Here is a 13,994-nt window from a genome sequence, read left to right as displayed (position 1 = left end):
TTATTAAACCGATTGGGCTTTTTTATTTAATGATAAAAAGCCCGAAGGGGGATTAAAAGCAAAAGACAGTCATGACTTCAAATTGAATTCACTCAATGTTCAAAGAGATAATGGAACAAACACCAACTCATTACAGAAATCATAATGAAAAAACGAATCAATGAGATTGTTTGTAATACTATTTAGAAGTGTCAAATTGCTAAAAATAGGTTACTCACATGATCTCATCTAGCAATAACATTTACTTTAACATTTTATATTAAGGGCCGTTTTAGCTTCACTATTTTTACTCTCAACAGGAAAAATAGTGAAGCTAAGCGGCCCCTAAAATAACGAATATATTATTTAAAAATAAATCCATTAACCACGTTTTCAAGATATTCTTGAGCACCGCTTACAGGCACTGGATTAATATTATCGGCAACGGCTTGCTTAGCGATTAATTCTAAAGACAAGTCACCGTTTAAGATACCTTTGCCCATTTTACTATTCCAACCAGCATAACGATTCGCGATATTTTTCCCAAGCACATCATTCTCAATCATAGCAACAGCGCGTTCTAACGATAATGCCATAACATCCATACCACCGATATGCCCTAAGAACAGATCAGCACCATCAATAGAGGGGCGACGTACACGCGCGTCAAAATTAAAGCCACCAGTGCTGAAGCCTCCTGCTTTAAGAATTTCATACATTACTAAAGTATTTTCTTCTACACTATTTGGAAATTGGTCTGTATCCCAACCTAGTTGAGGATCGCCACGATTAGCATCAACAGATCCGAATAAGCCTAAGGATGTTGCAGTAGCAATTTCATGGTGAAAACTATGGCCAGCAAGTGTGGCATGATTCGCTTCAATATTGACCTTTACTTCATTCTCTAAACCATACTGTTTTAAGAAGCCGTAAACGGTTGCTGTATCGTAATCATATTGATGCTTAGTAGGCTCTTGTGGTTTTGGTTCAATAAGAATAGCGCCTTTAAAGCCTATCTTATGTTTATGCTCAACCACCATTTGCATCATACGACCTAGTTGCTCTCTTTCCTGACGTAGATCTGTATTTAGCAGGGTTTCATACCCTTCTCTTCCGCCCCATAAAACATAATTTTCCCCACCAAGGCGTTTTGTTGCCGCCATTGCATTGAATATTTGCGTTGCTGCATAGGCAAATACTTCTGGATTAGGATTCGTTGCTGCACCGTTCATATAACGTGGATTTGAGAACGCATTAGCCGTGCCCCAAAGGAGCTTGAGGCCTGTTTCTTCTTGCTTGCCTTCTAGCACATCAACCATTTCAGCAAAGTTATTTTGATACTCTTTTAAAGAATTACCTTCAGGTGCTACGTCCGTATCATGAAAACAGTAATAGGGTACATTCAGTTTTTTAAAAAATTCAAAAGCGGCATCCGCTTTCATCTTCGCCATATCCATCACATTACCCGGTTTATGCCACGGACGATCAAATGTTCCTGCACCAAAGACATCTGAACCAGTCCAACAGAAGTTATGCCAATAACACGCAGCAAAACGCAGGTGATCTTCATTGATTTACCCATAATAATGCGGTCAGCATCATAATGGCGAAATGCTAATGGATTTGTCGAAGTTATACCTTCGAATTGTATAGGGGATACATTTTTAAAAAATTCAGTCATAATGATGATTCCATTGTTTGATTAAAAAAGCGGTTGTTTATCAATACAACCTATCTTTTTCTTTTTATGTAATACATTCAATTATGAAATTTGATAAGAGCGTTCATGGAATTAACTAACGTGCGCAATATCACATTTATTTCCTTGATATAAGTCAAATTTAATGCGAATAAACTTAACGCGCGAACAGTACGCTTTATTTTTAAACAGATAATCACAAAGAATTCATCTTCTTATTTTAAATAACTTTTGTTCCTCCAAAGTAAAGTGCCTTAAAATAATATGGAATTAAGATAACATGCTTTTTAAACGGAATTCTTTCGGAGTCATCTTTATCTCTTTTTTAAAAACGGTGTACATATACTGCAATGATGGATAACCACATAGGCTTGGTATGTCTGCAATAGTTATCGTAGTAGAAATCAGTAACTGACACGCCCTTTTGAGCTTAGCGTTATGAATTTCACAATGCACCGAGTGACCTCTTTCTTCCTTAAAGCGCAACTCTAAATTGGATCTAGAAATTCGTAAATAACTTAATACCTGATCAACTTTAATGCCGTTATAAGCATTATTACGAATATAATGCATGGCTCTAATTACATAAGGATCTTTGATCGCTTGAAAATCACTACTTTGTCGCTCAAACACCTTAACAGCAGGGACAACGATACGAGGAGAACTGTTTTCCAAACTGCCCTTAAGTGCTGCTTGCTCTAACTTCGTTAACCGATTATGTAGCATCTTTGCAGCCGTATAGCCCATTGACTTGCACCCTTGTCCGACAGAACTAAGGGATACACGAGTCAAATACCGTGTTAGCTCTTCATTATCGATACCTATAATCGCAATTTTATAAGGCACGATTAATTGCAAATGCTCACACACCTGAAGAAGATGTCGAGCACGAGCGTCGGTCACTGCAATAATACCAATCGGTGATGGTAAACGCTGAAGCCAATCAGCTAAACGATTCATATCATATTGCCAAGTTTCTGCGGTTGTTATGTTCCCTCTATAGACCGAACCATAATATTTCTCTCGATTAATAATATTATTAAATGCTTTTTCTCGCTCATTAGCCCAGCGCATTGAAGGATGCTCAGGGAGACCATAAAATGCAAAATTCTCTAACCCTTTATCTCTCAGATGATTAAAAGCGGTTTCAACTAAACTAACGTTATCTGTACCAACATAAGGTATCTTAGGGTAATCCTCTTCATTTTCATATGAACCACCAATGCCAATCACAGGAACAGTTAAAGTAGATATTAATGATTCAATTTCCGGATCATCTAAATCAGCTATAATGCCGTCCCCTCCCAATCCTTTATATGGGATAAATGAGTACAAAAATCATCTTCAAAAAAAATATCCCAATCACATTGAGTTGCCTGTAAATACTCTCCGATACCTTTAATGACTTGACGATCATAAGCCTTATTAGCATTAAATAAGAGCATGATGCGGTAATTTTTATTCATAAAGAAACCTTTAGCGATATTTAATAACGGTTAAAAATACAAAGAGAATATGAAAAATAACTCTCTTCAACCTAAATTAAAAATTATTCACAGTTATAACAAAGAAGTAGGAAAACTGAGCCTAAAATGCGTTACTCCGCTCATTATTATTATTAATTAAATAGCTATATGGATAGATTGCAGAGACTTAATTTCGCTTCAATGTTATGTAATTGTTATATTTTTACCATAAAACAATCCATATTGAGCTTTTTAAGTCTTTGTTTTGTGAAGCAGAACTCAATCAGCAACCCAGTGAGAATCATTATGAAAAGGCGTAATGTTAAAATAAATAAGGAGGGATATGTGTACCGTTTATTGTACTAACTGATGATAAATAGATAAAAATACTAGCTTTAAAAAAGCTAGTATTAAAGTCATTTAAACTTCAAGTAAGCAGCCTACGGGCTATTTATAAAATTTAAAGTGTCCAGTAACATGAAGCATAGCTAACATGTAGAGCGATCCGTTGTAATAACGATATTTTCCAGTGGGTTGTGGCGTATTCCAAAAATCGTTGAAATAGCTTGATGCTTCCGTTGAATTTGTAGACGCAAGTAATGCCACTGCATTCGCTGCTTTTTGCCCTTCACCAGCACAATAAGGACTTTCAGCAACACCAAATCCATATACTTGCTTATAGCAACCGTCACCGTTTACTGATTTGTCATAACTCAACGCGCCCAAAATACCATTGATAGCATCCTTATGCCATTGCTCAGCTCCCATCACGTGGGCATCAAGCGCAACATTCATTGCTACACGCCAAGCATCCAATTCATACCAATCACCAGGATTACTCTGACCAGCAAAAATTTCACCCGCAACAGGAGTTCCCCAAGGTCTAGCTAAGTAAGTAGGCAAGTTCCAGTGAGGATCACCATTTACTTTAGCGAAATGGTCCTTTAAGAATTTGCGGCTTCTAGTCGCCACGGCAGACCAGTACGTTTTATCCGTTGCTTTAGTTACTCGATCCGCAAAGTAATCATAAAAAGCAGGAATATGGTAAGAAGGATCTGTCACATTATCAACATAAGGCGAAAAAACAATCACTTGGTTTTTCATCAACTTATTTTTTATCGTCGTTAGCATTGTTAATGCTTCTTGATAATAATTAATACTTCCACTACTCCCCCAGCGGGCGTCAGCATTTAATAGAGCAAAAGCAAAATATTCCTCACCATCAGGCGCTGGGCCATCATCTTTTTTATATACAACGCCATTTTCATTAAACGCTAATAGCCATGCATAAGTTCCCTGTTTTTTCGGATCCTGATGATTGGTCGAATTTTTCTGATATTTCTTGGCGAAACGCCATAGATTATCAAACTCACTTCTCTTATTCATCATAACGGCTATGGTCATCCCCCACGACTGACCTTCAGTACGGATATCATTAGTGGACGTTGTTTTTATATAACTCCCCTTGTATTGGCCGTTTTCTTTATATCCATAATATAACTGTTGTTTACCGTTACTGCCGAACATATTATCAAAACCAGTTTTTAGCTTTGTCCATCCATCTTTTTTACCCATTTCTACAGCCAAATTTCGGTAATTTCCCGACTCATAGGCCCCCGTTGTCGGAGGCGTATTATCGAATTTAGCATAAGCAGAAAAACTGCTAAGTAGTAGCATCGCAGCAGCAGTTTTGATCAATAAATCACATTTATTTGTTAATGGCATAATAAATCCTTTTTTACAATTATCAGCAATTGCATGTTTAATAGAGCAAAAAGAATAGCAATAATAACTGGTTATAGATCATCAAATTTCAGAGTTTATATTGAAATAGTGAATCCACTTACGAATATTAAAAAAAACGAACAAAATCCAAAAAGCAACAAATAAAAAGCAAAAAAACACAATTTACCTTGTCTGTTTTTTGAGCTAAAACGCTTGATTATCGCATTAACAGGATGTGAATAATTGAATGTTTAAATTTTATGTGCCAAATCACATAACCAATAGCTGGTAAAAAAAAGATAATCAACAAACCAGATTTTGCACTGTTTTTGATGAAAAATTACACGAAACTAGATTAGCCGATAAATAGGAATTTATATGGCTATTCCAATGACCTACTCGTCATTGATATAAAACAACGAATTTCAAACCACATTAACAAATCATATTATATGGAATTAATACTATGAAATTAAATATACTTACTATATCAGTTGTTCTTGGATGCGCTTTAACATCAATTAGCTCACACGCTGGCACACCCAACTTTTCAGGTTATGGTCGTTATGCATCAGAAGCATCTGACGACACAATCATTGCCATAAAAGCGGATCATGCTTCTGTCAACGGCCCAGGACGTCTAGGTAACGAAGGCAACTGGATGGAGTGGATGCTTTCCCAAGGATTCGAAATGGAAAAAGCTAAGTTCGATATCAATGTGATGATCGACACTCCTGGATATACTACAGAAACAACCGGTTACTTGGACGGTAATGGTGGAGTGGTCATTAATGAAGGATGGCGTAATGCCGACATCAAGATTGCGCAGTTTTACGGCGGCGGTAAAGGCATTTTTGAATCTCAACCCGAAGCTTATGTCTGGGCAGGTAAGCGATTTAATGGACGCGAACAAACCGATATCAACGATTACTTTATGATGAGTGCTGATGGTGGTGGTGCTGGTATTGATAATCTTGATTTTGGATGGGCAAAATTTGATACAAGCTGGGTACAAGGTGGTAATGGTGCAGGGAGTGCGAACCAGAATGATGGTAATATTTCCGCATTTTTAATGCATCTACATGACATTAAAGTTGGCGAATCAGGCAAATTAAAGTTTCGTGCAACATACGCTGGCCTAAGCGGAAATATTGCAGATAATAGAGACATTGAGAACGACAAAGCAATGCAATTATATACTGCCTATCATCACGGTTTTTCGAATGGCTGGTTACAATTATCAGCACGTTATGAAACAGATGCATTAGCACTTTCTGGTGCAAATGCTGCAGGATGGGAAGTTGGCCCAAATGCAGATCATGACGCTGCAGGTTACATGCTATTCTTAAATGGTTCAGTTGACTTTAACGATATGATGGCAATGCAATACGCTAGTTCATACCTATACATTGACTGTAAAGATGATGAAGGCTGTGGTTGGCAAAGTTTTGATGATAGAACAGAATACAGCGCAACTGTACGCCCACAAATCAGCTGGAATGATTACATGGCTACTGCATTAGAAGTTGGTTACCAATACGCAGAACTTGATAACTCAGATAATGATAGTAACGCTTGGAAAGTGACCTTGTCACAAAACTTCCAACTTGGTCACTTCATGTGGTCTCGTCCCGTAGTTCGCTTTTATGCTGTAACAGGATCTGTAGATCATATTGACAACTCCTCTACTGACGTTACTAAATTTGGCGCTATGGTAGAAGCTTGGTGGTAATCTATTTAACAAAAATAATGACACGCTTTTACAGCTAACTCTGGTTGACTTGATTAACGTGTGAATTATTTATACTAGCTCATATTTAACCTGATAGTTATCCATTTCATTTGTGATAACTGTCAGATTGAATTTGAGCTAGACTCTTTTCTCTGCAGATTAAATCCCCCAACTAATATTTCAAGTGATGTTCGGACACCGCATATTATCTCTTGATGGGCACTCATTAGTGTCGTTCTTAATAAATTAATCTAGAGGAAAACAAAGAAACTACTACACCCAATATAGCCCACACTATTAAAGATAGTATGGGTATAACTCATTCAATCGTTGCTAATAGCTCATCACTAAAGGCTTTGCTTGGTGACATAATCATCGCTTGGCGTGACATAATTTTGCCCTCTTTATAAGTGGAAAAATCAAAGTCTTTTGTAACATCAAAGGTCACCGCTTGACCGTCTTCAAAGGCCAAATGAAAACCTAAATTTTTCAAAATGGCAAAACCAGCACCACTATCCCACACATTAAGGCTTGCGTAGATGCCAGCCATTCGCCCCAGAGCCAAATAAACAAAAGGGAAAACCACACTGAAGTAGCAACCGACACCACGTTTCAGTTTAGCGACATTTCTATTTTTTGCGGTGTGTTGGCTAATGGCTAAAACGCGAGAAGGTGTTGTGCAGTTCTCTTTTAATTGAAGAGATAACGGCTGTAAACTATCAAAATCCGGTAATTTATCGCCCCCTTTGCCGTAATAGGTCACACCGTTATCAGTCAGTATCACTTCAAAGGTGCCGGGCAGAACAATACAACCTTCAACAATTTTACCCTGCTCCGCATAACCAATCGAAATCCCCCAAACCGGGGTAAGTGACGTATAAGGGACGGTACCGTCAATCGGGTCAATTAAATAACTGTTGCCTTTTAGTGCAGCGTCTAGCGCTTGCTGAGAAAGCTCTTTTACTGTCTCTTCACCAATCACAAAAATTTTTTTATCAGGTTTAGCAAGCAATTCAATCGCACGTTGCTCAACCATTTTATCAGCTTGAGTAACGATACTATTATCGGGTTTAATTTCGGTGACCAATTTGTTTTGCTGAGCAATGGCGATATCAGCCAATTCACAGCTGGTTTGGTAAACAACTTTGGCATTCCACATGGTAACTATCTCTTAGAGCATTAAATGTGAAAATATAATAACACCGCTGTCATTTCTGTCACTATGGCTTAACTCATTAACCATTATTATTTTAAAGATAACCTCAGCAGCCAAATCTTTTAATAGGCGCAAATCAATAACATATTGAAATACCTACACAGTAGACACCAACTGTTGTTTGTTATGCACCTTTTAATTCGCAAAATTGCTCTGTAAGTAGCAATTCTTTATTAATTACAGCTTTACTGTCAATGAGCCTCACTACTCTTCCGCCGGCCTCCAAACCAGCCTCAGTAAATGCTTTAGGAAGAACGGGGACATCCATACCTTTTCATTTATAAAAAAACTAATAGCCATTCTTTTAAAAATAATCTTAATCCGCACTTTGCTGTAATGAAATAGTTAGATTCCAGTGGGAAGAACGGGGACATCCATACCTTTTCATTTATAAAAAATCTAATAGCCATTCTTTTTAAAAATAACCTTAATCCGCACTTTGCTGTAATGAAATAGTTAACATTCAACCAAAAAAGATAACAGATTGATATAATTGAACTATCAATTGTATATTAGCGTAACTCGCCTAAAGAAAAGTGACAAATTAAATTTAGCCTTCAGCAAAATCCACTATTTACTATAAAGAGAAGCAATTTCCAATCGGGCTTGTTCAACACCCGAATAAGGTGTCGGCTGCGCGACACCTATTCTTTTGCAAGGTGAGCTTCAACTTTTTCTGCAATTTCATTAATATTATTATCGTAACTAACAAATAGCTTATCAGCCAAAAGAGGAAGTTTTTCTATTAATGCTTCTCCGTCACCAACCATAAGCGGTAATAGTTTTGTTTGCTCAGAGCTAATTTCGGCAGAAAGTACAGCATTTAGTTCTTTCATTGGCCACGACTTATTTACCGAGTCTTCTGAAATAATTGCAATAACATACTTCGATTTTTGAAGTGCAGTATTAATTTTTGCAACAAGCGAGTCACCCCAACCTATAGAAAAACAATCAATAAATGCATTTATCTTACGTTGTTTAAGTGATTCATACAGAGGCAGTGCAACCTCATTTTTATCTTCAGAAGCGTGACAAATAAAAATATCATACATATCAAATATACCTTTTAATTTTCCAACAAAATCAGGCGGAGTATTGTCTAACTCTAATACCTGTTTACATAATGTTAAATAAGGAGAATGTTCTTCCCCTTTAACCATTTTTATAAAGCTAAGATTTCCATATACAGCTCTTTTATATATAGAACCATCGAGTTTACTGGCATTAAGCTCAGATTCCTTTGCATGATAACGAATTTTGATGAAACGCTTTTCAGCTTCAAGTAAGTCTTTCCTCCAATCATGTATCATGGCCCGAGTTTTGCGAATAAATTTCCGATTTATATTAACGCCCTCATTTACAACTAATCCAGTGACTTCTTGCCTTTGTGACTTATGTTGTAGGCGAGTTTTACTATGATTAATATTAAATCCAGAGCTTTTAATAGACCGCTCTAAAAATATCCCAACCTTATGCTTATATTCACCATTTTCCAATTCTTCTTTTTCCACAATAGAATGGGGAAAAGGCTTGTTACTTGAAAAAGTAATATCATCAGCATATCGGGTATAGGTTAAATGGTACTTTTTTGCTATTTGTACAAGCTTTTTATCTAAGGTCGTTGATGCCAAATTGGAAAGAACAGGTGAGGTACTTGCACCTTGAGGAAGCCTACCATTATGAGTGCATAACTGAGCAAGTACCGTTGCAGCTGGCACTCCCATATTGAATGGTATATTTCTGAATATACCTTGAACCCTGCCAAAGTTCACTGAATGAAAAAAATCCTGCAAGTCTAGATTTAAAACATATTTCTTTTTTTATGTTGTTCAGCATTAGATATAATGCCTTTTCCATTGCCCACAAAACCATGTACATTTTTTTTAACTCTATAGTGGGCTTCTATTAAAGACCTTACTTTATTTTGTAAAATTTTAATTAATAGTTGTGGACTTTCAATAATGCGGCTTTTACCCGATCTCTTTTTTATTGTAAAAGTATTATATTTTTTATCTTGGGAATAAAGAATGTGAAGAAGTTGGCCTACAGGAATTTCCAATAAATTAGCGACATCATTATCGGTCTGTAATCCAATAAATTTTTCTTTTGCGAGTTCCTCATTCCTAGTTAGTTGAGGGTGAAGTTTTGGGTTTTTCCAAACATAAGTGTTTTCTGATGAAATTTTAACTGGCTCAAATGAGGCCGAGCTAAATGATAGAATATCTAATATTTTAACCATGAAAATTCTCGTTAGATAAAAGTGGTTTCAACCCAATCACCTTGCGCTACCTCGAGAGGCAATACAGAAACATTAAACAATCTGCTAAAGTCGGCTGCAGGGGCATATGTCACCCTGAGTTTCTAGTCCAAAGCAGTAACAACTTCAGACATTTTAGGTTGAAACCGAATTGAATAATACACTAGTTATCAAATGCTTGGAAGGATGATTTACAGTGATGCAAATAGTGCTAACGCTGCAATAAACGGCGCATAAAAGAACGGAAAGAACGAAAAGAACGGGGACATCCATACCTTTTCATTTATAAAAAAACTAATAGCCATTCTTTTAAAAATAATCTTAATCCGCACTTTGCTGTAATGAAATAGTTAGATTCCAGCACTTGAGACTCAATCCAATATGTTTAAACAAGTTTTATTAAAATCAACGCACAGAGCCTCCTTAACGAAGCGCTAATAGTTAATAAAAAAACAAATGATTGGGAGTTAATGCAGCATACAACTTAGTTTGTTTTGCCCAGATACCCAACAGCGACCAGTGTGCTCGGCAAACAAGGCAAGCTCTTCAAGTGAGCCCACTGCACCATGGTAATCTTTACCAAAACTCACGGCTAAGGCTAACCACGTGTCACTCTCTAAACCAAGGGTACTTAATAAGCTTGGCAGTTGGCTCGAAATCACGCCGCGCTTATCCTCTCGAATCGCTCGCCCAGTCCAATCAACAAGCTCTAGATAATCGAGCAAGGCATAGGGAATACCTTCGTGGGGCGCATCACATTCTGCCGCTACAAAACCAAATAAGGGTTTACTGTTATCATGGCAATGCAACGCTTCATCGTGACTACATTTACTGTGGATACGCTCAAATATGGACGTAAATTCCGATGTTTCCACACTCTCTGACATTTTTGCCCGCACGGGGTTTAAATCAACATAAGCCATACAAGTTAATAGTGCTTTTTCATCAAGCAATGCTTGCGACTTAAAGCGCCCTTCCCAAAAGCGTCCTTTACAGTTATCTTCGGCGTTCGCTTTGCGGGCAATAAATTCATTTAACGCACGCATGAACCAAGAGATATCAAGCAGGCGATGACGCCATTTGCTGATTATCTCAAGCGCCACCTCTATTTGACCTGCGCAAGTCAGCTCCCCTTTGCGCCATCGCGAAACTATTTCTGAGCCGGAATAAAGTTGATACCAACGTCGGCAAACTTCTTCATCGCTACAGGCGCTAATCTCGGCTTCATTTGCATGTAAAACAAGGTGATAGTGATTAGACATAATCGAATAAGCGCAAACATCAATGGCAAAGATATCACTTAATTGCCGAATGCGATCGACCATCCATTGCCGGCGATGTGAATAGTTTTTACCGCTGTAATTATCTTCGCCACACAAAAATGCACGGCGAACACATCGAGAAATGCAATGATAATAAGGTGTGTCCACAAGAGAAATTAACGAAGCACGTGATTGTGTCATACCAAACCCCACAACTGTAAACAAAAACACTGTTTATATAATAGGTATAATATTCTATTTAGTCAAAAAGGTGTGGGTGTCCTGCACTACACTCATCACGCGTGATCTTCTACGAAGAATTCATAACAGAAAGCGAATAAAAAGAGGTGTATTGGCATTCAACCAAAAAAGATAACAGATTGATATAATTGAACTATCAATTGTATATTAGCGAAACTCGCCTAAAGAAAAGTGACAAATTAAATTTAGCCTTCAGCAAAATCCACTATTTACTATAAAGAGAAGCAATTCCCGATCGGGCTTGTTCAACACCCGAATAAGGTGTCGGCTGCGCAACACCTATTCTTGTTTGTTATGTGTTTTTCCGCGAGTTAAATAATTGACCTACTTCTAAATAAAGTACGACTGCATGATAAACAAATATGCTTATACCTTGGGTCATTGTGAGCAGTTAATGGTTGAAAAATGACTTTATCAGAACCACATGAATAGCATTTAGCATTTTCATCATCGCTAGTTTTGCATTCAGGATGCTTAGTTAAATATTCAGGTAATGTTGGTAGCTTTTCCCAGTCACCTTGTTGAGCTGGAGAATACAATACATAATAGTAAAAAGCACATACGGCAACTAAAACCCCTAACCCTATTAAAAACTGCATACATCATTCCCTTTTAAAAATATAGCCAGATAAAACTTGCGGACATAATAAGTCTTAAAAGCAAGAAAGGCAATTAATTATCACAAAGGCTTCAAAAATATCAAACACATAACAGCTTTATAAATGGCATCATGATGTAATGCACCGCGCCACTTATCTTATTTAAAATGATCATCACAATATCTATTAATCATCATTTAATCAATCAGTTCGCTAACTATTTGCATAAACTTTGATTTGAGATAGGCATGACACTGCCACCTATCACCTTTTTGAAATCATGCCCTAACCAACTAATTTATAAAGCAAATTAGAATGTTAACAAATATAACCTACACGGTGACGTAAAACACCGCGCCACCTATCTCATTTTAAAAACAATAAAAATCACAGTTGGTTAGGGGGGCGTTCATGTTTAGGGAGCAGATGAAAGTCCGCCCCTTTTGTATCAAACGGATTAAGAAAAACTCAAATCATCCGTTGATTTTGGTGATAATGGCTCTAAGGTTAAGCCGCCACTTTTTTTCTCATTCTCAGCAGCATGTTCGGCAACACCGCCATGATGTAGTTTAAATTTAAGCGCTAAGTTGGTCGGTGAATCCGAGTTTTTTATTGCTTCCGCTTCGGAGATACGCCCTTCTACTGCTAAATCAAATAATGCCCCATCAAAGGTTTGCATACCGAGCTGTTTAGATTTTTCCATTATCTCTTTTAATAAACCGAACTCACCACGTTTGATCATGTCGCGTACCGTTAAGGTGCCCATCATCACTTCTATCGCAGCACATCGTTTACCATCAACGGTTGGAATTAAGCGCTGTGAGATAAATGATTGTAAATTATTACCTAAGTCGCTTAGCAATTGTGGACGACGCTCTTCTGGGAAAAAGTTAATAATACGATCTAATGCTTGGTTCGCATTATTCGCATGTAACGTCGATATCGCTAAGTGCCCTGTTTCGGCGAACGCTAAAGCATGCTCCATGGTTTCTCTATCACGTATTTCACCAATTAAAATAACATCGGGTGCTTGACGTAATGTATTTTTTAATGCGGCATGAAAGCTACGCGTATCAACCCCAACTTCGCGTTGATTAATAATACTTTTTTTATGCTGATGGACATACTCAACGGGATCTTCAATGGTAATAATATGCCCAGAAGAGTTCGTATTACGGTGATCAATCAATGCAGCTAGTGAGGTTGATTTACCCGATCCCGTGCCACCAATAAAGAGCACTAAGCCTCGTTTTGCCATGATCACATCTTTGAGAATTTCTGGTAAGCGTAAATCGGCAAATTTGGGGATATCAATTTTAATATTACGGGCAACGATCGACACTTCATTACGTTGTTTAAAAATATTGACACGGAAACGCCCCACCTTGGAAATGGAGATCGCTAAGTTCATTTCTAAATCTTGCTCAAAGGCTATTTTTTGTTCGCCATCCATTATGGCATCTGCGATCAATGCAATTTCACCGGACTTTAAAGGGCTATCGGTAAGTGCTTCTAATACACCTTGAAATTTTGCGGAAGCAGGCGCCCCAGTGGACAAATAAAGATCCGAGCCATCGCGACTCGACAAGATCGTTAGCATCTCTTCAAATTCCATCATTTAACTCCTAAATACTGCATAATATGGTAATAAATAAGTCTGACTGTCTCACAGTAAGGACCTTAACTGGATGGTTTAACTATAACTCATCACATCATTTAACGCTTCGTTTGTTCTCTGAAATAGTGATTTTACTAACTCAATTAATGACACCCTTTTATTTTTAAATCCCCCTCAATT

Annotated in this window: 10 protein-coding genes and 2 pseudogenes; 1 reads left to right on the top strand and 11 read right to left on the bottom strand. The window is 37.4% G+C overall.

Annotated features, from left to right (window positions below; all coding sequences use genetic code 11):
- Positions 1–341 precede the first annotated feature (341 nt).
- From xylA to AB1A03_RS11050, 4 genes and pseudogenes are all read right to left on the bottom strand, one after another.
- Positions 342–1,660, bottom strand: a pseudogene (xylA, locus tag AB1A03_RS11065) (xylose isomerase).
- Between the two features lie 288 nt (positions 1,661–1,948).
- The gene (locus tag AB1A03_RS17375; RefSeq protein WP_502945965.1) at positions 1,949–2,251 is read right to left on the bottom strand and encodes a helix-turn-helix transcriptional regulator; all 303 of its coding nucleotides are present in this window, start codon (positions 2,249–2,251) and stop codon (positions 1,949–1,951) included.
- A 102-nt stretch (positions 2,252–2,353) separates the two neighbouring features.
- Positions 2,354–3,123: pseudogene (locus AB1A03_RS17370) on the bottom strand (XylR family transcriptional regulator); the annotation flags it as partial.
- Positions 3,124–3,591: 468 nt separating this feature from the next.
- Positions 3,592–4,869 carry a family 8 glycosyl hydrolase gene (locus AB1A03_RS11050; RefSeq protein WP_354624704.1) on the bottom strand — a complete coding sequence of 426 codons (1,278 nt, stop codon included), beginning with the start codon at positions 4,867–4,869 and terminating at the stop codon, positions 3,592–3,594.
- A 466-nt stretch (positions 4,870–5,335) separates the two neighbouring features.
- On the opposite strand from AB1A03_RS11050, the gene AB1A03_RS11045 reads away from it, so the two are divergent.
- On the top strand, positions 5,336–6,601 hold the full coding sequence (locus tag AB1A03_RS11045; protein ID WP_354624703.1) for a carbohydrate porin: 1,266 nt from the start codon (positions 5,336–5,338) through the stop codon (positions 6,599–6,601).
- Between the two features lie 319 nt (positions 6,602–6,920).
- Here the strand turns inward: AB1A03_RS11045 and AB1A03_RS11040 are convergent, their stop codons facing one another.
- The 7 genes from AB1A03_RS11040 to AB1A03_RS11010 form a co-directional block, all read right to left on the bottom strand.
- Positions 6,921–7,760, bottom strand: coding sequence for an inositol monophosphatase family protein (locus AB1A03_RS11040; RefSeq protein ID WP_354624702.1), 840 nt, complete (start codon positions 7,758–7,760; stop codon positions 6,921–6,923).
- 181 nt (positions 7,761–7,941) lie between these two features.
- A complete protein-coding gene (locus AB1A03_RS11035) occupies positions 7,942–8,085 on the bottom strand; it encodes a hypothetical protein (RefSeq protein WP_354624701.1) in 144 nt (47 codons plus the stop codon).
- 376 nt (positions 8,086–8,461) lie between these two features.
- Positions 8,462–9,589 carry a TIR domain-containing protein gene (locus tag AB1A03_RS11030; protein WP_354624700.1) on the bottom strand — a complete coding sequence of 376 codons (1,128 nt, stop codon included), beginning with the start codon at positions 9,587–9,589 and terminating at the stop codon, positions 8,462–8,464.
- A 29-nt stretch (positions 9,590–9,618) separates the two neighbouring features.
- Positions 9,619–10,056, bottom strand: coding sequence for an RNA-dependent RNA polymerase family protein (locus AB1A03_RS11025; RefSeq protein WP_354624699.1), 438 nt, complete (start codon positions 10,054–10,056; stop codon positions 9,619–9,621).
- A 485-nt stretch (positions 10,057–10,541) separates the two neighbouring features.
- Positions 10,542–11,537, bottom strand: coding sequence for a hypothetical protein (locus AB1A03_RS11020; RefSeq protein ID WP_354624505.1), 996 nt, complete (start codon positions 11,535–11,537; stop codon positions 10,542–10,544).
- A gap of 371 nt (positions 11,538–11,908) precedes the next feature.
- Entirely contained in the window at positions 11,909–12,196 is a 288-nt protein-coding gene (locus tag AB1A03_RS11015; protein WP_354624698.1) for a hypothetical protein, read from the bottom strand.
- 457 nt (positions 12,197–12,653) lie between these two features.
- The gene (locus AB1A03_RS11010; protein ID WP_502945964.1) at positions 12,654–13,811 is read right to left on the bottom strand and encodes a PilT/PilU family type 4a pilus ATPase; all 1,158 of its coding nucleotides are present in this window, start codon (positions 13,809–13,811) and stop codon (positions 12,654–12,656) included.
- Positions 13,812–13,994 lie beyond the last annotated feature (183 nt).

Origin of the sequence: Psychromonas sp. MME2, from assembly GCF_040566515.1 — a bacterium.
Lineage (GTDB): Bacteria > Pseudomonadota > Gammaproteobacteria > Enterobacterales > Psychromonadaceae > Psychromonas.
The sequence above is the reverse complement of the archived record's forward strand: the minus strand, read 5'-3'. Positions and strand labels throughout refer to the sequence as shown.

What these genes read in the sequence shown, in the direction of transcription:
- AB1A03_RS11015 (WP_354624698.1), bottom strand. Translation starts at nt 12,196, where the DNA reads ATGCAGTTTTTAATAGGGTTAGGGGTTTTAGTTGCCGTATGTGCTTTT.
- AB1A03_RS11045 (WP_354624703.1), top strand. Translation starts at nt 5,336, where the DNA reads ATGAAATTAAATATACTTACTATATCAGTTGTTCTTGGATGCGCTTTA.
- AB1A03_RS11040 (WP_354624702.1), bottom strand. Translation starts at nt 7,760, where the DNA reads ATGTGGAATGCCAAAGTTGTTTACCAAACCAGCTGTGAATTGGCTGAT.
- AB1A03_RS11010 (WP_502945964.1), bottom strand. Translation starts at nt 13,811, where the DNA reads ATGGAATTTGAAGAGATGCTAACGATCTTGTCGAGTCGCGATGGCTCG.
- AB1A03_RS11050 (WP_354624704.1), bottom strand. Translation starts at nt 4,869, where the DNA reads ATGCCATTAACAAATAAATGTGATTTATTGATCAAAACTGCTGCTGCG.
- AB1A03_RS17375 (WP_502945965.1), bottom strand. Translation starts at nt 2,251, where the DNA reads ATGCATTATATTCGTAATAATGCTTATAACGGCATTAAAGTTGATCAG.
- AB1A03_RS11020 (WP_354624505.1), bottom strand. Translation starts at nt 11,537, where the DNA reads ATGACACAATCACGTGCTTCGTTAATTTCTCTTGTGGACACACCTTAT.
- AB1A03_RS11025 (WP_354624699.1), bottom strand. Translation starts at nt 10,056, where the DNA reads ATGGTTAAAATATTAGATATTCTATCATTTAGCTCGGCCTCATTTGAG.
- AB1A03_RS11035 (WP_354624701.1), bottom strand. Translation starts at nt 8,085, where the DNA reads ATGGATGTCCCCGTTCTTCCTAAAGCATTTACTGAGGCTGGTTTGGAG.